Source organism: Paenibacillus sp. NPDC056579 (assembly GCF_042793215.1).
Classification (GTDB): Bacteria; Bacillota; Bacilli; order Paenibacillales; family NBRC-103111; genus Paenibacillus_S.
Genome location: NZ_JBHTVD010000006.1, coordinates 472,875 through 493,924 on the forward strand (window position 1 = coordinate 472,875; position 21,050 = coordinate 493,924).

The 21,050-nt window shown below is 45.1% G+C and carries 14 protein-coding genes; all 14 read right to left on the minus strand.

Annotated features, from left to right (window positions below):
* Positions 1 to 23 precede the first annotated feature (23 nt).
* A complete protein-coding gene (locus ACFQ88_RS24285) occupies positions 24 to 1,328 on the minus strand; it encodes an ABC transporter substrate-binding protein (RefSeq protein WP_379457651.1) in 1,305 nt (434 codons plus the stop codon).
* A gap of 260 nt (positions 1,329 to 1,588) precedes the next feature.
* Positions 1,589 to 3,133: an extracellular solute-binding protein gene (locus ACFQ88_RS24290; RefSeq protein ID WP_379457653.1), complete on the minus strand. Its 1,545-nt coding sequence runs from the start codon at positions 3,131 to 3,133 to the stop codon at positions 1,589 to 1,591.
* Positions 3,134 to 4,430: 1,297 nt separating this feature from the next.
* Positions 4,431 to 5,090 (minus strand): carboxylesterase family protein, encoded by a 660-nt coding sequence (locus tag ACFQ88_RS24295; RefSeq protein ID WP_379457654.1) that lies wholly within the window; start codon positions 5,088 to 5,090, stop codon positions 4,431 to 4,433.
* Positions 5,091 to 5,756: 666 nt separating this feature from the next.
* Complete coding sequence (locus ACFQ88_RS24300; RefSeq protein ID WP_379457655.1) at positions 5,757 to 5,879, minus strand: hypothetical protein; 123 nt, start codon at positions 5,877 to 5,879, stop codon at positions 5,757 to 5,759.
* A 254-nt stretch (positions 5,880 to 6,133) separates the two neighbouring features.
* The gene (locus tag ACFQ88_RS24305; protein WP_379457657.1) at positions 6,134 to 8,605 is read right to left on the minus strand and encodes a glycoside hydrolase family 38 N-terminal domain-containing protein; all 2,472 of its coding nucleotides are present in this window, start codon (positions 8,603 to 8,605) and stop codon (positions 6,134 to 6,136) included.
* Between the two features lie 32 nt (positions 8,606 to 8,637).
* Positions 8,638 to 9,927, minus strand: a complete 1,290-nt coding sequence (locus ACFQ88_RS24310; RefSeq protein ID WP_379457669.1) for a Gfo/Idh/MocA family protein — start codon at positions 9,925 to 9,927, stop codon at positions 8,638 to 8,640.
* A gap of 1,561 nt (positions 9,928 to 11,488) precedes the next feature.
* A complete protein-coding gene (locus ACFQ88_RS24315) occupies positions 11,489 to 11,638 on the minus strand; it encodes a hypothetical protein (RefSeq protein ID WP_379457671.1) in 150 nt (49 codons plus the stop codon).
* A gap of 175 nt (positions 11,639 to 11,813) precedes the next feature.
* Entirely contained in the window at positions 11,814 to 13,946 is a 2,133-nt protein-coding gene (locus ACFQ88_RS24320) for a glycoside hydrolase family 3 N-terminal domain-containing protein (RefSeq protein ID WP_379457673.1), read from the minus strand.
* Between the two features lie 4 nt (positions 13,947 to 13,950).
* Entirely contained in the window at positions 13,951 to 15,336 is a 1,386-nt protein-coding gene (locus tag ACFQ88_RS24325; RefSeq protein WP_379457675.1) for a family 4 glycosyl hydrolase, read from the minus strand.
* Positions 15,337 to 15,381: 45 nt separating this feature from the next.
* Entirely contained in the window at positions 15,382 to 16,170 is a 789-nt protein-coding gene (locus ACFQ88_RS24330; RefSeq protein ID WP_379457677.1) for a carbohydrate ABC transporter permease, read from the minus strand.
* 49 nt (positions 16,171 to 16,219) lie between these two features.
* Positions 16,220 to 17,209 (minus strand): carbohydrate ABC transporter permease, encoded by a 990-nt coding sequence (locus tag ACFQ88_RS24335; RefSeq protein ID WP_379457679.1) that lies wholly within the window; start codon positions 17,207 to 17,209, stop codon positions 16,220 to 16,222.
* A gap of 9 nt (positions 17,210 to 17,218) precedes the next feature.
* Positions 17,219 to 18,529: an ABC transporter substrate-binding protein gene (locus ACFQ88_RS24340; protein ID WP_379457681.1), complete on the minus strand. Its 1,311-nt coding sequence runs from the start codon at positions 18,527 to 18,529 to the stop codon at positions 17,219 to 17,221.
* A 720-nt stretch (positions 18,530 to 19,249) separates the two neighbouring features.
* Positions 19,250 to 19,975 carry a glucosamine-6-phosphate deaminase gene (locus ACFQ88_RS24345; RefSeq protein WP_379457683.1) on the minus strand — a complete coding sequence of 242 codons (726 nt, stop codon included), beginning with the start codon at positions 19,973 to 19,975 and terminating at the stop codon, positions 19,250 to 19,252.
* The gene (locus ACFQ88_RS24350) at positions 19,972 to 20,910 is read right to left on the minus strand and encodes an ROK family protein (protein ID WP_379457685.1); all 939 of its coding nucleotides are present in this window, start codon (positions 20,908 to 20,910) and stop codon (positions 19,972 to 19,974) included. Before ACFQ88_RS24350 ends, ACFQ88_RS24345 begins: the two co-directional genes overlap by 4 nt.
* Between the last annotated feature and the right edge of the window lie 140 nt (positions 20,911 to 21,050).

A 21,050-nucleotide genomic window follows, 5' to 3' on the forward strand; every position in this document is an offset into this window, starting at 1 on the left:
CCTGGTCAGGAGTTTGACACCGTTTATTTTTTATTCGCATCGATCCACTTATTGATTTTTTCGTCCGTCTCCCTTAAGGCTGAATTAAGATCCTTACCATTAAAATAGTCCTCGAAGCCTTGAAATAAAATTGGCCTTACTAATGCATCGTAAGGCGAGTATAGGGGAGCAGGAGCAGGGCTGCTTTTAAAAATAGATTGTAGATTTTTCCCTTTAAGAAACGGCATATCGGCGCCTAATTGTGTTTTTATCTCCGGATTTTTCAAAGCGGATAATCTTGCCGTCGTTCTCGTGCTTTTGAGCTGTACCTCATCTGAAACCGCCACACTCAGCAGTTGCATCGCTTGACTTTTATGTTTGCTTGTCTTGGTGATAGCGAAAATCTGCGCATCGACATGAGAATATATATTAGGCTTTTCTTTGTAGCTCGGATACTGAGCCACATCCCAATTTAATCCATTTTTAGTAGCATCCTCAAGGCCGATATTCAAAAGGTTATTGTAAGGAAGCATCGCAATATTTTTGTCTTTCATAAACCAATTTCTCGACTGGTACGAGTTCAACTTATCAGGTTTATTGTTTGGGATCGACCAAATACCCTTAGCCAGTGTGAATATTTCCCTCCATTCGTTGCTATCGATCCTCGCTCGATTTGTATTGTGGTCCACTACTGTAACGGGTAGCTGCATAGCCATACGCGCGATCGTATCGGGGTCGAGCCCTTTGTACGTCACCCCGTTATCTTCACGCGAGAGTTTTTTGGCTAACTCCATGGTATCCTCCCAAGTCATTCCATCCTCAGGATAGGGCACTCCAAACTTGTCAAAAATATCTTTATTGTAATAGAGCCCACTGAAGTGGGCGAAGAAAGGCAATCCATACACTTCTCCCTTATCTGAAACTGCTCTCACAGAATCGAATATGATCGGATCGAATCGTCCGAAATCCACCTGTTGCTCTTTCGCCAACGGAGTGATATCTTCCAGTAGATCCAATATTTTGAACCCATTTAAATCTCCATTCGAGGCATATATGATATCCGGCGTCTGATCTGCGGCGATTAGTTCCTCTATCGTTGTACCTTTACCGGGTCTTATTGCCTCAACAGTTATATAAGGATATTTCTTGTTAAGCTCTTCAACGATGAGGGAGTTCAGATCCTGATCTGTAATGGAACCGTTGGAAAAATATATTTTTAGCTTCACAGGAGTCGTATCGGTTTGTTTCGCTTCTTTCCCTGCATCCGATTTTTCCCCTCCAACCTCACAAGCTGCAAGAGCCACTATCATAGCCATCCATAATATCAACGATGATTTACTTTTAACCATTTCCATCGCTCCTTCGTTAACTTTTCTTTAAGCGCCTCATTACCCCAGAATCCAGCACATGTACATTGGCATACCCAAGTGAAATATTTTAAACGGTTTCACCTTTGTTTCAGATTTTTATTATTACTTTCGTGTTTCAGAGTGCCAGGCTCCACTGCCATTCTCACCAAAGACATCGATGCCCTTCTCTAGGGTATAGAATGTGCCCCCCGTCCGGAGAACTTCCGGCGGGAAAGCGTTGTAAGATGAAAGCAATCTCGTTATTTTTTTTGTGCTTTATTATACTCCTGAGAGAACTCATCGATAATTTGATCCCCGCCTTGTTTACGCCAGTCTTCCATTGCTTTGACGAATCCTGGCTCATCGATTACGCCCATGATGAATTTGACGCGCGCGTCGTTTATGATCTTATTCAGCTCGTTGCTACGCTCTGCATAGGTTTGAGAAGTGTAAGGCTCGATTACGCTTGGGACCACGTTCTGCGCTTCTTCCTTATACAGCTTCTTAACCTTCTTCATAACATCGGATTCCGTTGGCCAGGTCAAATCCGAAGGTGCAATACGCAGTTGGCCCAAATCGGCGACCTGGTCTTTCCAAAGCTGATGATTCGTGAACACCGGATTTCCATTTTCCATTTTATAATGAGTGCCATCGACACCAAAATCAAACAACTTCAATACATCGGGATCCAGAACATTGTCAAAATAGGTTAAGATTTTCTTCAGATCCGCTTCCGTCTTGACACTTGATTTGGGGAACATGAACACCCCGTAATAGCCCGAGTTACCCGGCAGCTTGACGCCCTTCGGTCCTTGAAGCCCAAGCACGAAGTCAATCTTGGCGTTCGGATTTAGCTTGAACAAGTCCGAAAGAGAGGTGTTCGCGTCATCTATACTAACAAAGTACATACCCGCCTTGCCTTGGTTGATGATGTCCTTTAGCTTGGTGCCTTTAATCGCGCCGAAGTCCTGGTTGAGCAGCTTTTCGTCGTACATCTTCTTTAGTAGCTTGAGCGAGTCCAAATACTCCTTGGTCAAGAAATCGGGCATCACTTTACCATCTTTAATGCCCCATTGGTTGAAGCCACCAAGCGCCGTCTCAAGCACGAATGTCGCATCCGTCATTAGGTTGTCGTCCGACAACGCTATGCCGTACGTATCGTGCTTGCCATTCTTGTCCGGATCGTTTAGCGTAAACGCTTTCGCAATTTTGTAAATGTCATCAACTGTCTTCGGCTGCTGCAGGCCAAGGTTGTCTAGCCAGTCCTGGCGGAAAATGACGCCTTTTCGCGCGACCGGACGCTCGCGGTAAATGCCGTAGATTTTGCCATCAACGGAGATGTTGCTTCCGATCTGGTCGTTCCAGTACTTTTGCAGGTTTGGGAACTGCTTGATATATGGACCGACTTCCCAGAAGGCACCGGAACGGACCGCATTCATAACGGCGGCGTTCTTGTTGTTAGTTACGACCATCACTTGTGGCAAATTGCCGGAAGCAAGCGTCACGTTCAACTTATCATCATAGGTCGTGCCTGGAACGAAGGTGACTTCCATCTTGACACCCATCTTATCTTCCATTGCCTTGAAAGCGACGTTGGAGTTGTCCGTCGCCGGTGGCTGCGCGGCAAAAAAAGGCGCCATAATGCTGAATTTGAATGGCTGCTCCACTGCCTTGTCGTTCTTTTTCGTGCTGCCTCCGCTGTCCGCTTCTCCATTACAAGCGGTTAATAGAGATACGGCTGAGATCGTGGTGATACCAAATACCATCGTTTTCTTCCAATGACTTCCTTTCTTTCTCATCTCCATTGAAAACCCTCCATTTTTATTTTTTTATAAAAGACGCCTCCCTGACTACATGGGAGATCTATCCTTTTATCAGACCGAGCAATACTCCATTAACAATATGTTTCTACAGGGACGAATACAGTAGCGGCACCGTCACCATCTCGAAGACCGAATATTTGATGCTCTCCGTCGGAACGACGAATCCGATAAGCCGTTAGTAAATTCACCTGATTTTCCATAGTCTTAGATGAATCGGCTGCATCTTCGATCTTATAAATCTGCTACTAGTCTCGTTCAGTATGAGCTTCTGGATGATCGACAGCGGGAGAGCAGATTGTATACCACAATTATCTGTGTATTTTTTTGTTATAACATCCAAACGCATCCATGAAAATGATGAGAGCGCTTTATCATGTTCAAATGGTTTTTAAAAAGTTGACGAATGGTAGAGAGCCCTAGAAAGCGATTACAACCACTGCTATTGAATGTATGTATCTCTTCATCAATGTAAAGAGTAATAGCTGTTCAGGTCGATATTCATTAGATGGGTATTTCTATGAGCCGCCACTTCAAGCCCAACGAAATATGACGCATATATTCATTTTCTTTCTCTGAATATTCACTTTCTGCTATAAAACAGATCGAAGCAGATTAACATGAAGCAGTCATCATGGTCGGATTCCCGCTTTTCTTACGCCAAGATTTCCTGTATTAGACAACGACAACTTTATTCTAACGGTCTCAATGTAGGAATCTGAGCAATTCAATTCCCGATCTTCGGCCCAAATATGCCGTCATGTAATGCAAAGCAAACAGCCTTTTATGCAGCAATTAGTAAGCACATAAAACATTCGGGGACGTCTTCGCATGCATCTAAAACTCCAGACTGCCAGTCGTTTTCTGAATGCTAAGATTCAATGTATCCCGTGATGCATCACATGAATCATTTTGAACTTACACAATTAATAATTTCTTGATCAACGTGGTAAAAAAATAAAGAGTCCTTGCGGACTCTCTTGTGAAGTGCCTTAATATGAAGGAACTAGCGGTCCAGTTTTATAGGAAATCGAAGCGGAATGGGTCAACGCCAAATACATCTATCGCCTGAGCGTCCAAAGTACCATTCAGACGGACACGGGTTTTACAATGATCACACTGCCTTCCGGCATATCGCATTAAGGCGTCAGTGTCTGCATCGCTAAGTACAACCAAGATCCCGCCGCCCGGTCACAAAGCGTACTTTCCCGATCAACTTGCTGCGTCGCCGACGAAGCAAGTTTTTCTCATTTTTTCTATCTTGGCCTTCACCTTTGTCCACTTATTGTTGCCGCTTTTGCTTGAGTAACCATTCATATAGATCGTCTCGGCGATATGATTCCGTCCAACAGTCATGGCCCGCACCAGGGAGAACGGTGAACAGCGCCTGATTTCCAAGGGCTTTTAGCGCTCGCATCATCTCCACAGTGTACCCTATCGGAACAATCTCATCTTTAGCGCCATGAAATGTCCAAATGGGCATGTGCTGCAGATTGCTTAGTCTCCATGACATGCCCCCGCCGCAAATCGGCACGATGGCGGCAAACAGATCCGGGTGCTCCATCGCAATTTCCCATGTCCCGAAGCCGCCCATGCTTATCCCCGTTAAATAGATTCGCAGCGGATCCACGCGGTATTCACGCTGGACGCTACGGATGGACCCTATCACTATGTCTTTTTGCATGATCCAAACAGTATCCTCAGGACATTGCGGGGCTAGAAGTAAAAAAGGAAACTCCTTACCTCCAGCTGCCTCTTTCAGCGGACCGTGCTCTTCCAGCAGTCCGCTGTTGTTCCCCCGCTGTCTCGCGCCTTGAAGAAATACGACGAGCGGCCAAGCTTGATCTGCATCATGCTCATACCCGTTCGGCACATAGACCCGGTAATTGATTCCAAGCGGCTTCAATTGCACGGCTTGATCTGTTTGATCCCATTTCTCCATTTCCATGATGCCCCCTTATCATTTAAAAGTAAGCCCAGGAAAATCGAGCTTACCCTGGGTCCCATTTCAATTTGCGTTATCACTTAGGTGTACCTTGTAGAAGAGAAGCCTAACTATGGCTTCGAAAGCACATACGGTTCGGTCTTGATCCAGAACTCTTGATTCCCCCGGCTTCTATGATTCCGGCGCTATCGTTACGAATAGCTTCTTCGAGCCCAAGCGTAGAATAACTTGAGAACGGCTCCAATCCGATATTATAATGTCAGGCGTACCAGGGGTAACCTTCAGTTGCCCCATATTCTTGCCAATACCATAAGTACGGCATTGCTGACCCATCCCATTCCACTTTCATTCCCATCTGTAGTGAGTTGTTTTCAATCAGATACCCCGCTTGATCGCCGAAGCACGTCAGGTACACCATCTCCGAAGTCGTCCCTTTCTCCGGGAGTACTGAAAAATCAACGGACTTTCCACTTTCATCTACTCCATACGGCCAATCATATGAAACTCTGCGCCTAACCCTGCTCGGTTTTGGTGCCGGGGAATCTGCCGATTCTGTGATGATCTTCACGTTGTCAGGCACGAAAAATGCGGCACCCAGGGCCCAAGAACGGCTTCCCAAATGCGATATGCTGCCCCCACAAATATCTGAGGGGGATTCCGCTCCTATTCTCCAGCTGTTCCTCTATCAAGTTCATCCAAAACGTCTCCAATTACGGCCGAATATAATTTTTGTTCCAAATAATCAAAATCGTAACCTGCAATGGAAGTTGTTCTTTTAGGGTTCATTTATTTGTCACCTCGTATATAGTTTCTAAAAATCTTTAAAGTTAGATGTCTACTACGTACTCCGATGTCTTACCATTCCGTTCTCGCCAAAAATTTGGAACGTTACGGTGGCAAGTTCTTCTGAGATGATTAAAACCTCCGGCAATTTCCTATAATGATGGACCTGCTAATGGCAGATGCAACAAAACGGGAGCAAGGCATTGCCAGCTCCCGTCTTGTTATCAGCTCGTTTCAGACAAATCCTGTGAATTTTCCTACTCTTTCAAACGAAAACTGATCAGGCCGTCGTTCATATCACGACATTTTTGTAGAGCTGAGCTCTCCGTAGCAAACTCGCTGCCCCAGGCTATTCGGTAACGGAACTCGTAAAAACCGCCAAGCGTCGCCTTGAAATTCGTTTCCCAGTAATTCGTCATGACCCATGAAAAAAGGTGCGGATTATCCATATCGACTTCCGGATGCCCATGCAGCATCCTTTCACCATGCTCAATTGAACCGAGATGTACAAGCGGCGTATCCGGCATGGCGATGGCGAGGCCATATTGCTCGGAGATGCAAGCCACTCCGTCCTCAATTGCATAAAAGTCGATTCCGGTGCCTGGCAGCTGGTCTTTCCTCGGCCGAAGTGGGAAACCGGGCTTCTGCAACCACAGTTGAACTGTCTCCTCCTCTTCCTTCTGAACAGTGAACGGCAAGGATACATACACACTTTCGGGATCCCACACGCTGTTTTTGTTCATTCGGAGCGACACGTCTACGCGGGGCATGCCGGCGTATGCAGTGAGCAGCAACGAGCAATGGCTCGCTCCCTGAAGCTCGTAAAGAAGTTCTACCGTCGTAAATAACTCGCCGTGGTCGATTCGTTTCACACCCGTCAATCGTCCTGGGGTTCGTTTGACATCGATGCCTTTCCGGTTTCTGCCCATTTGGGTTCGAATCCGCATTATATTTTCAGGACCCCCTGTGGGTGTCACCTCGTAAATGGGTGTAAAAGCGGAATAGTAGCAATCCTCCCGCAGCAACTCCCGGTTCGCTGTTTTATCGAGCCACGAAACGATGCCGGATTGTTCCCTCCAGACGATTTTGACATAAGGGGTTTCAACCAACGTTTCGGTGACGCTGACCAGCTCACTGCCGACAGCCCCGCAACCATCAGGGGCCTCCTTGATATCATTAACGCCGTCCGTACCAATCTGTTGATAGCTGGATGTCGTGCGGCCCTGTAGCGCAGTATCGGCGCGTATCTCGAGCCGCTTCTTAGAGCCTGGTGCTAAGGTCAGCAGAACACATACTTCGAGCCCACGGATTACCTTTCGGGTCTGATAAGGCAGCGCAGTCCCATCCGCCTTGTCGATGACCCGGAACCCTGTCTTCTTCAGCTGTGGCACTTCCCAGTAATCGACGTACATTCTCACGATATCGGTGACAGTCTGATCCGAAGGGTTTAACACTTGATAATGAAGCGGTCTTCCATGCGCCAGCGGTGCTTCGCCGTTGGCTTGCAAAACCTGATCCAGTGCCCTGCTTGCATATTCATGGGCCTGTGCGGCAAACGCTTCCTTCCGGATCGCCAAGGCATGTATTGATAAATGCCATGGTTCGCTAATCGAAGCGGAGTGGCCCCAAGTATGTTCGGCAAACATCATCATTTGGTGCTCAGCCTGCTGCACCGTCTCTTTATCCGCATACTGTCCCTGACTGTCCAGCCGTTTCGCAAGGCGCAGCGTACGTTGGGCGTCACGAAAAAGCTGCGTATGCATCGGGGTCGATACTGCCCCATCATTCCACCAATCAGGCCAATCCCCGCGATAAACCGGGAAGTCACTGGAGTGTTGTCGGAGCAGCGAAAAAAAATCGCTCAAGGATGACATTTCGATCTCGATGCGTTCCCCATGCTTCTTGTTCCATTGTCTGACGAAGTCCATGATATCGGTGTTTGGCGGTGCATTGTCGGTCAAAAGGCCTGATGCCATGATCGCCACAAAATCAAGCGGATATTCCTCTTCCTCCAATTTGGCAAGATAGCGAACAATCCGTGTCTCCGCAATTTCCATGTGGTTGTCTGCGGTGTACGTCGTTTCGAATTCATCCTTGATGATATAGGACAACAGGGCGCCAGGAACGAGCCCAAGATCATTGCCTAGATTGTAATGATCGCCGTTCCACACGAGCAGTCGGTCGCCTTTCGGGGTTTCCCACCAAAATGGGATTTGTTTTCGCCAAAGCGGGAACATACCGTGATGCGAATGGACGCACATCGAAAGGTTTTGAACGCCGAGATCAGCTAGACACTGGGCGTATCCCCATCCGTAACCGTTTAAATCCGCCGTCATTGCGGAATCCAGCTTAACGCCCAGAGAACCGGCGAAATCGACTGCCTTTTGAGTAAAGGTTTTGAAGATATCCTTATCAAGAATCTCCACAATATGCAGGTAATTTGCCGTCAATTCAATATGTCCGGCACGGATGGCGTGCTTGAACCGATCATGCCAGTCAATCCCCGTTTGTTCCAGAAACTGTTCGACTGGCCAGAACGATTCGCAGGTCCATCGGAAGCCTTCCCAATCGCTTCGCTCACCCGAACGAATTTGTTCACTGATTCGGATCGCCTGCTTAATAAAATCGACATGATACAGTGCGATTTTTTCCTGCCTCTCCGTGTATCCGACGTCGGTATGCGCGTGATGAATAATACAAATTTTCCATTTTCTTTTCAGCGGTCGCATTGGTATTCTACCTCTCTCGCTAGAAAATCTTGCTAGAATTTTACCAAATCATTTACATTTACCGGCTGCCCGGTGCGTATGGAGCGATTTGCCGCGATGCCTGTCAGAATGGATCTCGCCCCGTCGATATGATTAGCCGCCCGATGGAAAGGATCTTCAACCGGCGTGCCGAAAATATCGTTCAGCATAACAGTATCGCCACCGCCATGGCCTCCAACTCCTTCTTCAGCCTCTACTTGGTACGGAGCACCAAACATCGGATGAACGATAATCTTTTGCCCCAACAAGGCACCTTCTTCAGACTTTTCTCCACCTGCATTCACATAGGACTGCTCGATGACTTCCATTTCCAGTCTCCCCTTACTGCCGTTAAAGGCAATCCGATATCCTTCCCAAGGCAGATAGGCATTCAGGGAATAGTTTAGGATGGCATTGTTTTTGTAGCGAACCAGGACACCCATCGTATCCTCAATGCTGATGCCATCGCCAAAGACGCTTTGGTCCCTGCGGTAGCCGTCCTCGTGTTCCGCGTCCAAATACAGCGCTTTGTGCTGCTCGTTTTGGTCCATGTGTAGGGCAAAAGGATCGTCCTTGGCCATCGGGTTTCTGGTTGACCGGTCGTAAAATTTGGTAATGCCCCGGCGTTCGGCATTTTCTTTGCCGTAAAAGCGTAAATCACCAAACGCGAACACTGTTTCAGGCTGAGAGCCGATCCAGAAATTGACGAGGTCGAAATGATGGGTCGATTTATGGACCAGCAGACCACCGCTGTTGCGTTTATCCCGATGCCAGCGGCGGAAATAATCAGCCCCATGCCTAGTATTTAGCAACCATTCGAAGTGAACGGAGAATACCTCGCCAATCACTCCGCTTGATATAATCTCCTTTGCCTTCGTATGATGTGGCGCATAACGGTAGTTAAAGGTCACGCGCACATTGCGTCCCGTGCGCTGGACGGCATCGAGTATTTCCTGACATTTCTTCTCGTCAACGGTCATCGGTTTTTCCGTAACGACATCGCAGCCAAGCTCCATTGCCCGGATGATGTAATGATGATGCGTCCGATCGATGCTGGTTACGATAACGGCATCTGGTTTTTCCACCGCGATCATTTCTTCGAATTGCTCGGCCTTGTAGGTGTTTGCTGCCGGATAATAGTACTTCTTTGTCAAAATCTTATTGGCATAATCCATTCTTGTTTGGTTCACGTCGCAAAAAGCGGTCAATTCGGACGTTTCTCGGTAATCCGTGGCAATTGCAGCAAAAAATAGCTCAGCTCTACCGCCGGCTCCTACTTGTACAAAACGCTTTTTTCCGGTCATTTCCACTCACCCCTTTTATCTGTTTTATTTGGTTGAATCCAGATCAGACCAACATTTGTAACAGGCTGCTACTGTATAGTCCTTGTCCTTCGCATCCCATTTGGGTAATGATTTGGATTCAAAAAGATGTCCATCCGATGTCCGCGATTCAAATATTCATTACAGCGACATGCCCTTCAGATGGCTGATGTAGTTTAACCAAGAGACTGCCGTGAAGCAGCAGACAGATGCAGTATATGTTTGAAATATAGATGTAATCAGGGTACATAACATTCCTGACTGCCACAATTGTACGGATTTTGTCTCTTTTACAATGTAACGAGTGTAAGGTGTTCAGGTCGATATTCATAAAGTGGGTATTACATATGCCCCAATAAGATAGAACGCATATAATCATTTTCTTTTGAATCATATTCATTTTCTGCCATGAAGCAATCGAATTCGAATTGTGAAGTCACTAATATGTTTTCTTGTACCATGGCGTTTCTACAAACTCTCAACTCTCGCTTCACGAGCCGTTCCATGACATTCTCCGGACTTAGCTTAATGCACCTGGAAGAGCTCCATAATTTGAAATGATTATCGACACTATTTCGAAGCTACCTCTTGCATGGCATACCTCCCATACGAAAAAACCGATCTAAAAGATGGCTGTTGATTTGCTTACCTTATTGTGTCCCATGGCGACAATTGACCCGGAACAATAGAACAGCTAATGTTTGTCAAGCATTGGTGGTTTGGACTAGAAAAAATGTTGCTTTTCTAGACATGCCAAATAACCTCCATTGGCGCGGAGGACGTTGGTTAATTATGGATTCCTATCTCCATTTCTTTTTGTAGTAATCACTTAACCCTACGGTTAGCACGTCTACGAATACCATATTGCACAGCTAGATATAATGCTCGGTGATGAGTTGTTTTGTATCCTTGAATTGATTTGCATCCCCGAGGCAACCTCAAATGCAGCCGCCAGCTTATTCCCAATTCCACAGCAGCCGTTCTTATATTGCTCTTTCCAATGACTTGGCTGCTCATCGAGCTCCAACAGCAATGAGACGATCTAATCAACGCTAGGCTTTGGGAGTGACTCCTTGCTTGAGTGTTCTAGTTCAGTATCCGAGTTCTTCCGGATACCACCATCGTAAGTTGATAGGTAAAGATTCTAAGAGCGGAAACCAGACAATGTTTTTCGGTTCCTCCCAACGTACCAAACATAAATGCTTAGCATGTTTATGGAATCATTCTCGACAAACTTGCCGATGTCAAATTGCTCCTTCACGTGATGATCAATGAAGATACTCACCGTTTCGATTTGGATCTGCGTTTCCAACGCTCGTCACCCAACCCCCTGTTTCCCAAGCACAAGGCAGATAGCACATCGTTGAATTCCAGAGCACTTCGACCGCCTTGCGCGTTTTCGTAAGCGAGCACGCCTTCCCATCGCTTAAAGATGGGAAGGCGTACTCCGTCTTGGCTTCAACGGGGATCGTTACTCACAGCCGTCTTTTATGGATATAAAGCTTTTTTCATTCGGTGACTCTATTTAGGCTCCCGCACAAGATTATTTACTTCCCGCCTTCTGCGCTTCGACTTGCTTTTCCGTTTCTTCCTTCCACTCGCGGAGCACAGTATTGATATCTTTTCCTTTCAGCAGCTCGCCCATCTTTTTTATCAAATGCGTATTGCCGATCGCGTCATATTTGCTGGCCACAACTCACGTTCGTTCATGTACAGTTCCATCTTAAAATTAATCGAGTGTCCACAATCATGATATACTTGGCATTTGACTGAACTCATAATACGAACGGCAGAATACATAATGATATTAAAAAGCCGAGCCAGGGCTTAAACTGCTCCTGAACTCGACTTTTTTCATGTCCCTGCTCTTACGACTGAACATAATCAATCATAAATATCGGCTGCTCCATGTTATTGATGTAGATGTGAAAACTTCCTGGCTCCACAGTCCACTGCAAATCGGTATCGAGATACTTTAGATCTTCTAAGCGGATGGACATCTCAACGGCGCATTCTCCGAACGCTGGGACTTGAATAACTTGATATGCCACCATTTCACGTGTCGGGCGAACCGCCTTGGATACCAAATCTTCGATAAAGAGGATAGCGATTTCCGAATAGTCGTACCGGCTCGGATTATGGATCTTAAAGGTTACCTTCAATACCTGATCCTCAGTAATCTGATGACTCGATATATTAAAGTCTGAGTACGTCGTTTCTGTATATGTTAACCCATGTCCGAATGGAAAGAGCGGACCAATATCGCAATCTTGATAACGGCTGCTATAACTGGACGATTTGGCCGGTCTGCCCGTGCTGTATTCATTATAATAAACTGGTGCTTGCGCCGAATAACGAGGGAACGACATCGTCAGTTTCCCTGAGGGGGATGCTTGGCCGGTGAGGAGCGCAGCGATAGCTGCACCTGCTCGGGTACCCGGGTACCAGCACCAAAGTAAAGCCGGTATGTCGTCGATAATATCCTGAAGCGCTAGCGGCCGTCCGGAAAAACAAACGCAAGCGTAAGGCAGATTCGTTTTCTTTACATCGCGAATCAGCTGCTGCTGCCGCTGTTCCAGCTCAAGCTTAACACTGCTGTGCCCTTCCCCACTTTGCTCCCAGTGTTCGCCGATCGTTATAATAATATAATCACAAGAAGCTAAGATGTATTTCGGACAATCCTCGAGTGACTCATAAGCAGCAATTTGAAGTGAGTTATCCGCCTGCTTCAAACCCATCGCCAGTGAAACCACATCGTCGAAGCTTCCTTTGCAAGCCCAATTACCGAGCAGTTGATTCGTACTAGCAAAAGGTCCGACAAGGAGAATGTTTTTATGCTCCTTACGCATCGGTAAAAGGGTATTTTCGTTTTTCAAGAGTACGCAGCTTTTGCGAGCCGCTACTTCAGTGGCCTCCAACGACTCTTGATTCAAAATAATCGTCGTTTCCAAGCCTTCGTCTACATATGGATTTTCAAAAAGACCCAACTCATTTTTTAATTGCAATACTTTTAGGACTGCCTCATCCACATCTTTTAGCAACACCGGCTGCTGTTCAATAATCGCTTCAAAGTTTTCCAGATATAGGGTGGACACCATTTCGATATCGACCCCCGCGTTTAACGCCAGCTCAGCCGCTTCCTTGCCATCCCGAGCCACTCGATGCTTTTGAAGCTCCGCGACTGCGCCCCAATCTGAGATAAGCAAATCATCAAAAAGATATCGGTCCCGCAGTATCTCTTTTAACATAGTTCGGCTCGCTGTAACCGGAACCCCATTGAAACTATTAAAAGAACTCATGACGAATTTGGGCTTTTCCTGCAAAGCAATCTCATAGGGTTTGCCGTAATAGGCGAAAAATTCTCTCATCGACATATCAACGGTGTTGTAGTCTTTTCCGCCGATGCCCGCCCCATAAGCAGCGAAGTGTTTCAAACAAGCCGCTACACCACTAGGTGAAATTTTGTCTTCGTGAATTTTCTGGTATCCCCTGATCATCGCTCTTCCTAGATTTCCGGACAGCAAGTGGTCCTCTCCGAATGATTCCATGACCCTGCCCCACCTGGAGTCTCGCACTAGATCCACCATAGGTGAGAAATTGACATGGATACCCGCAGCTCTTAACTCAGATGCGGTCTTTTCGGCTACCATCTCAACAATCTTTTCATCCCAAGTGCAGGAAAGACCCACCGGGATCGGAAAAATCGTCTTATAGCCATGAATGGCATCATGCATAAAAAGTAGTGGAATCTTCAGTCTGGATTTCTTCAAATACTCCGATTGAATCAGGTTTGTAATTTTGGCGCTAGAGGCACCGATGACGCTGCCAATTGTGTACAAGGTCTCATCTTCAAGTATGTGCCTTGAATACTCGGGTCCGGTCTCAACCATTTCCTGATCGATTCTGCCTACATATAGTTCACCAGTAATTTGAGTGAGTTGTCCGAATTTCTCTTTCAGCGTCATTTTCTGAAGCAACTCGTTCAATTGATTATTATCCATAGCCTTATTTCCATTCTAGAGCAGGTAGAATTTCCTTCTGCAGCTCGCACATCTCATCAATCATGGCACAAGCTTGATAATAGGATGGCGCCTGCGGATCAAGCAAAATTGCTTGCAGCAATTTGGTTTTCGATTTTTCAACAAACGCCTCTAATAGGAGTTTATGGATCGTCCCTTGAATATGGATTGTTCCGATAACCGCTGTTGGTAGTTCAACGGTCATAGGCTTTAAGAAGATGCCTTTCCCGTTCACGATCGCTTGGGTTTCGACCACCATATCATCAGGGAGCCCTTTAATCGCACCTTTATTTTGCAAATTGACAGCATTCAGTTGAATTTCATCATCAAAGAAAATCGCTTCGATGATCGGAATGGCATATTCATCACTTGGTTTAACATTCTCTTTATTAAAGGTATAGGCCTCGTTAACCCATGATTCCTGTGACTGTACAGGCTCGTACAATCCTTTGTCCAAAATTTTTCCACTTGCACTATAGACAAAGTCCGGCGTTCTCGAGTCTTTCTTCCACAGATGCTCCCGCGTAGGATCATATCTGTATTGAAGCGCTAAACCCGCGTAGAAATCCTGCGCATAGGAAACATATTCTCCACAATGATTCGTTCCCGGATATGGATAATAGCCGTAAAGATGATACATAGTTCTAGATAGTCCAATATGGTCAAAATGAGCCAAGCGGTTGGCTGTTTGTTCTTTTTCGCGGAAGAGTGGGTATAAGTCTTCACCTGTCTTCTTATCCCAAACCTTGGTGAAAAAGCCGAAGTGGTTCAAGCCGCCCCCTTCTATACCGATATCCTCCGGCTTCATCTCGAGAAAATCGCATAACTGATGAATCCCCATATCTAGACCATGACAGAGACCAACAATCTTAATAGAAGTCAACTTGGAAATAGCTTCTACCAATTTCGCTTCCGGATTCGTATAGTTGATAAACCAGGCGTTCGGGCATACTTTTTCCATCATCCGGGCAATCTCTAGCATTGGGCCTAGGTTACGAAGTGTATGGAACATGGAACCCGGACCTCCGTTTTCCCCGTAAATTTGCTTGCTTCCAAAGCGACGCGGGATATGGAAATCTTGAGACCAATAATAATAACGATCCACTTCAATGGCTACGATGGCAAAATCTGCATTCTGAAGGGCTTTCTCTAAACTGGTGGTTTGCCAAATGTTAGCCGGATGAGAGAAGGTGGTAAACATCTCAGTGGCATACTTAAAAGTACGATTCACATTTTCCGCCACTATATCCATAAGCGCGATTTCAAGATCGACCTGAGTTTTCAATCGCTCTGACAATACAATATCTTGTAATGCTCCTAAGGCAAACGAAACGCTACCTGCTCCGATTAAAGCAATTTTCATCTTTTTCATAGTTCCAGCTCCTTTGATAATATAGAAGTTATAATTTTCTGCAAGCTATTCCTTTAATGCCCCTACCATAGCACCGGACATGATATTCCGTTGAAAAATAACGTAAATGATAGCAGTAGGCAATGCCGAGATAACCGCCGCAGTAGCAATCATCGGATAATCCAACGTAAATTTGGTTTGGAAATAATTGAGTCCTACCGGAAGCGTCCGCAACATGTCATTTTGAATAAGAATTGTCGGAAGCATAAAGTTATTCCATGTCCCCATGGCTGTAAACACAATGAGCGAAACTACGGGGGGATACAGCATCGGGACGATGATATGGAACAAATTTTGCGCTTCGTTCGAACCATCGATTCGCGCCGACTCAAGAAGCGCTACCGGTATATCCTTCATGAACCCTCTTAATAAAAAGATGGAGAATGGAATATTCATCGCAATTTGCGGTAAAATAAGGGCCCAGAGCGTATTCAACAAGCCGATGGATTTCAAGTTTGTAAATAAAGGAATGATGATCAGATCCAGTGGCACCGTAAGTCCCCAAAGGATCATTAGAAATAACAATCCTTTACCCTTGAATTTCATGTAAGCGAAAGGATAGGCACCGAGCAAGGATAGAAGTACTACAAATAAGACAACAACGATGGTGACAATGACGCTATTTTGAAAATAGGTTACAAAATTTCCGACATCCCAGATACGTGAATAATTTTCCCATTGTAGTATTTGTGGCAGTGCCAAGGGGCCGTTGATATTGATTTCGTCCGTTGTTTTTAGAGAAGTACTGATAATGAGAAAGAACGGGGTAATTGTCAACAGCGCCACTACAATCATTATTCCGTAGACGAGAGTACGTCGGATAAACGAAGATTTGGTCATTAGATTATTGATCCTTCTCCCTTATCAGAATGATGGTTCTAGAAACAATTAAAATGAACAAAGTCAATATAATTGAAGCCGCTGCAGCAAATCCCAAACGATTTTCAATAAAGCCCTGGGTATAAACGTAATATGAAATGACATAAGAGCTATATCCCGGACCACCCTTTGTCGTTGCCATAACGATATCAAACACGCTGAAGGAGCCGATCGCCATTAAAATGACGACGGTAGTGATCGTTTGCCGCAAACCAGGAATCGTAACATGGCGGAATTGGCTCCATGCCCCGCATCCGTCTATGTTTGCAGCATCATATAATTGTGAATCGACACCCTGTAAAGCAGCTGTGAAGATCATCGTCGTATATCCGTAACTTCCCCATAAGAAAATGACGAATAACGCATACATAACGAGATCAGGATTCCCTAGCCAACCCGCAGCAGGTTTTTCGATACCGATTTTAGCCAGAATTGCAGACAAAGCTCCAAAGTTCGGATCATAAATCCACTTCCAAATTACAGCGGCTATCACAGATGAGATGACTTGTGGAAAGAAAAAACCCATCTGAAACCATTTGGTAAATTTGATATTGCCTCTTACAAGTAAGTTTGCAAAAATAAGCCCGAGCCAAACGGGAATCGTAGCCCCGCCGACAACCCAAAGTAAAGTGTTTTTGATTGCCTGCCAAAACATCGGCTCGTCAGTAAACAGACGATAATAATTTGTAATGCCTACAAATTTCTTTGGACTAATTCCATCCCAATTCGTCATGCTGATATAAAAAGTTTGTAGTGCTGGCCAACAAATAAAATAAATGATCATAGCGAATGCTGGAAGCAGAAATAAGTAGGCAAGCGGATTTGTTTTCTCCGTATTCTTTTGTTTTTTACTGCGCTGCAATAAGGGGATGGCTTCATGTTTCAGAAGAACCGCCTCCTCTCTTAGGATGGATGTCCAGTACCCCATGACAGGATAAAGGACATCTTGTTTCATCATTTCATCTTATTGGCCTTGTGAAGCTTGTACAAGTTTGTTATATTGGCTTTTAATCTCCGTCCAAGCCTGTTCTGGAGTAGCCTTATGAAAGTACAACAATTGCAACTGTTTATTCAAGATATCCCCAAGCCCGGGAACAGCGTTGTCTAAGAAGAAGCCCATTTGCGTCGATTGTACAGACAGATCCACTTCTTTTTTCAGCTCAGAAGCTTTAGCACCTAACATATCAGCCTTAACCGTCGGTGTTGATCCACCTTCATACCAGAGCTTCACGACATCAGGGTTCATAAACGTGTCGATGAAGTCCAATGCAGCTTGTTTCTTCTCATCACTTAGCTTCGCATTGAGCGCCCATCCACCGTCTGTCGCGTTAACTGTTGGGTGTGTCGGAGTATTTGCACTAGCCGGAGGGAACGCAAATGCACCGGTAGGAATCTTTGTACCCTCGTATGTCGGAATGTCCCAGTTTCCGGCAAGTACCATTACAGATTGGCCTTTTGCATAATATTGCGGCACTGCGGCACCATCGATAGAAGCATCGTCACTTCTGTAATATCCTTTATCGCTCCAGTCGTTTATTTGATTTAGAGCGGTTACGAAACCTTTTTCGAACGCTGGTGTGATACCTTTTTGGAAATAAAACTGTTTGATGTCGTCCATCGGTACTTTATTGTAAAGGATATCGAACAGTGACCACATCTTCGGCAAGTTGGACAATCCACCATTTTCCATCGGCACATAACCCGCTGCCTTTACTTTTTCCAAGATGGTATTGAATTCATCCATCGTTTTTGGCGGAGTAAGGTTCAATTTGTTAAAAATATCTTTATTGTAGAAAACCGTTACAGGCGCCGTCATGAAAGGAATACTGTAATACCTACCTGGAGTTCTCGCGTTTTGAAAATCGACTGCGCCGGATAGCTGTTTATCAATCCAACCCCGACTTTTTACATCATTGGTGATATCCATCAAGTAGTTGTTTTTTTGCAGCATTTGCTGCATCGTATCATCCACATAGACAATATCTTGCCCCGAATCGCTATTGAAAGCTAGCTTTAAGTTTTGAGCATAATTGGCCCAAGGACTCGGATTGTATCGAATCCTTACGTTTGGGTGCGTCTGATTAAAAATTTTAATCGTTTGATTCATGATGTTAACACGGGCTTCATCAGTCATTGAAGAGGTAACCGTCAAAGTAATTTTTCCATCTCCTGCATCTGCGTCCCCTGAAGGATCTTGTCCGGATGTGCATCCGGCTATGCTGAACACCATAATAAACAGCAGGAAGAATATCGAATAAGTTTTTAATTTCTTCATAATACATTCTCCTCGTGTCATCTCATTTGAATCTTTAAAGCACATTTACTGTTCCCTTGGGAATTAGCTGCTACTTTCTGATGGTCCTTAATCGAATAGTGAAATCCCATTTGGAAACTGTTTGTCGGAACTTTGGCGTGACGTCTCAGGATTTAAAAATGGTGCGCTATGGACGAGAGCCTAAAAGCGTTTACAGCATAAGCGCTCGAATCCTTGCTCATGCTATCTGCATCATGCCCTAAGATATTAACAGCTAGCATCGCACCTTACAAAGATCATCTCGTATGCGGTTACACCTCACCCCATACTTACCGCCTGATCAAAATTCAACAGTTTAAGGGGCCTTTGCAGTCTCCACCGAATATGAAGTAGTTACAAAGTTATCCTTAGTATTTGGGTATAATTTAATACCTTTACGACAATTGATTTCCTTTAAGATAAGTAGTAGGAATGACTCATCACATTTTGCTAGCTCAGCTAGTCTATAAAGTTCAAAGAGTCTTTTGTCGTCCAATGCTTTCAATGGAGTATATCCCCTATTATGATAGTGTAAAAAGATTGCAATGATTCGCTAACTACTCATGCGAACATCGTGACCTACGACAAAATCTGCATGACCTCTTACTGCAATGCACTGGGAAACTACTTGAAAAATCAAAGTGCAACTTTGTAATACCATTCGATTTTTACTCAGGGTTTGTTTCATAGCCTTGATTCTGGCTAGATTAAAGCTGCGGCCGCTTCATCCAGACAAACATGCAAATTTGTATGCCGCTGCAGTACCGTAACAGGCACTTGATTCGTGACCTCATCACGCAATGCTTTTCTCATTATTTCCGCCTTTTTGGCTCCATCGGCAATAAGTATAGCCGTACTTGCCTCCAGCAAGTGTTTAATTCCAAGTGTTATTCCTTTCTGTACGTCCTGCTGCTTACTCTGGAAATATTTTACCGAAACTTGTTTGGTAGTGGAATCAAGATCGATAACATGTGAGCACAAATCAAAGTTGACACCAGGCTCATTAAAACCTAGATGGCCGTTCATGCCAACGCCAAGCAGCAATAAGTCAATGTTCCCATGAGCCTTTATTAGTTCATCCATCGACTTGCATTCCGCTTCCAAATTGCTACTTTTACCATTGAAAAAATGAATGTTTCTTTCCTCGATGCCGCATGGTTTGAAAAAATGTTCGTTCAACGTTTGTTTGCAACTACCTTCATCCGATTCATCGAGTCCGACCCATTCGTCGAGACTGATAAAGCGGCACTGATCAAAATTCACCTCTCCTCGCTGCATTGCATCCACTAAGAAAGATAATGTACCGAGTGGCGTAGTTCCGGCTGCAAAGCATACTAAAGATTTCGGCTTTTGATTGATGTACTGAATGATTATTTCGGCTGCCTGCAGAGACATTTCCTTGTAGTCATGAGCTATATACGTTTTCACGCCGCACCTCCTTGTTGGTTAAATACCCCTATTTGTTCAAAAGCAAGAGCAACGGCCCCGACTGCTCCCGCTTCCTCCCCTAAAGCTGTAAGTACGATCTCCGTGGGAACCGGTGTTAAATTGGCAACGGATGTACAAATTTGATCGATGACAACATGAAGTGATTGAGAAACTCCGCCGCCGAGTATTACTTTTTTTGGATTTAGTAAACTAACGATATTGGCAATTCCAATGGACAAGTCAGCTACGAAACGATGAATAATCGATACTGCATTTTCGTCTCTTTTGGTGTATTGCTCGAACAAAATGTGAGGCAGAATTCCATGCTGAGCCAATGCTACTCCGGATATTTTCTTCTCGAAGAGCCCGAATCGACCGAAAGCATTAGACTCGTTGTCAATAACATCCTGCTCCGAAACGAGATAAGCGACTTCCCCCGCCATATGACTGCTTCCTTGGACGAGGGAGCCGTTCGCAACAATCGCACTTCCCACTCCGGTTCCGATCGCAACAACGACGAAGTCGTTCGAATTTCGTGCTGAGCCAATCCACCGTTCGCCTAATGCCGCACAATTCACATCGTTTTCTACAAAAACAGGCTTATCAAAATACTGCTGCATTTGATCTCTGAATGGAACATGACTCCAGCTTAATGCCGGGGCTTCAATCACAATCCCTTCTTTGCTATCTGTGACACCCGGCACGCCGAAACCGATTGCAACAATTTGTTCCTGTGATATACCAGCGGCACTCAAGCTTCTCATTATATGTTCATAAATTTTTTCAAGCCTTCCGGTCGTTTTTACTTTTTCCTTGTAAACGATATCACCCTTTTGATTGGCAATCACGACAATAATCTTGGTCCCGCCAATGTCGACTCCTACAGCATAAGTTTCTTCAGCACATGCTTGCTGAGAGTTTTTCGCATTTAACATGGTTTTTTTCTGTTGCACCTCAGTTCGAAAAAAAGAAGAATGTGTTTTTAGTTAGTTTGTTCGATGTACGTACTATCTGAAACGAATATACACCGTACTCTCTGTTATGTCAATAAAAACAACAAAAAAACAAGGTTGTT

Coding starts and splice junctions, on each gene's coding strand:
- ACFQ88_RS24290 (WP_379457653.1), bottom strand. CDS start 3,133: ATGGAGATGAGAAAGAAAGGAAGTCATTGGAAGAAAACGATGGTATTT.
- ACFQ88_RS24300 (WP_379457655.1), bottom strand. CDS start 5,879: ATGAACCCTAAAAGAACAACTTCCATTGCAGGTTACGATTTTGATTAT.
- ACFQ88_RS24325 (WP_379457675.1), bottom strand. CDS start 15,336: ATGAAAAAGATGAAAATTGCTTTAATCGGAGCAGGTAGCGTTTCGTTT.
- ACFQ88_RS24285 (WP_379457651.1), bottom strand. CDS start 1,328: ATGGTTAAAAGTAAATCATCGTTGATATTATGGATGGCTATGATAGTG.
- ACFQ88_RS24310 (WP_379457669.1), bottom strand. CDS start 9,927: ATGACCGGAAAAAAGCGTTTTGTACAAGTAGGAGCCGGCGGTAGAGCT.
- ACFQ88_RS24340 (WP_379457681.1), bottom strand. CDS start 18,529: ATGAAGAAATTAAAAACTTATTCGATATTCTTCCTGCTGTTTATTATG.
- ACFQ88_RS24320 (WP_379457673.1), bottom strand. CDS start 13,946: ATGGATAATAATCAATTGAACGAGTTGCTTCAGAAAATGACGCTGAAA.
- ACFQ88_RS24295 (WP_379457654.1), bottom strand. CDS start 5,090: ATGGAGAAATGGGATCAAACAGATCAAGCCGTGCAATTGAAGCCGCTT.
- ACFQ88_RS24335 (WP_379457679.1), bottom strand. CDS start 17,209: ATGAAACAAGATGTCCTTTATCCTGTCATGGGGTACTGGACATCCATC.
- ACFQ88_RS24305 (WP_379457657.1), bottom strand. CDS start 8,605: ATGCGACCGCTGAAAAGAAAATGGAAAATTTGTATTATTCATCACGCG.
- ACFQ88_RS24330 (WP_379457677.1), bottom strand. CDS start 16,170: ATGATTGTAGTGGCGCTGTTGACAATTACCCCGTTCTTTCTCATTATC.
- ACFQ88_RS24350 (WP_379457685.1), bottom strand. CDS start 20,910: ATGTTAAATGCGAAAAACTCTCAGCAAGCATGTGCTGAAGAAACTTAT.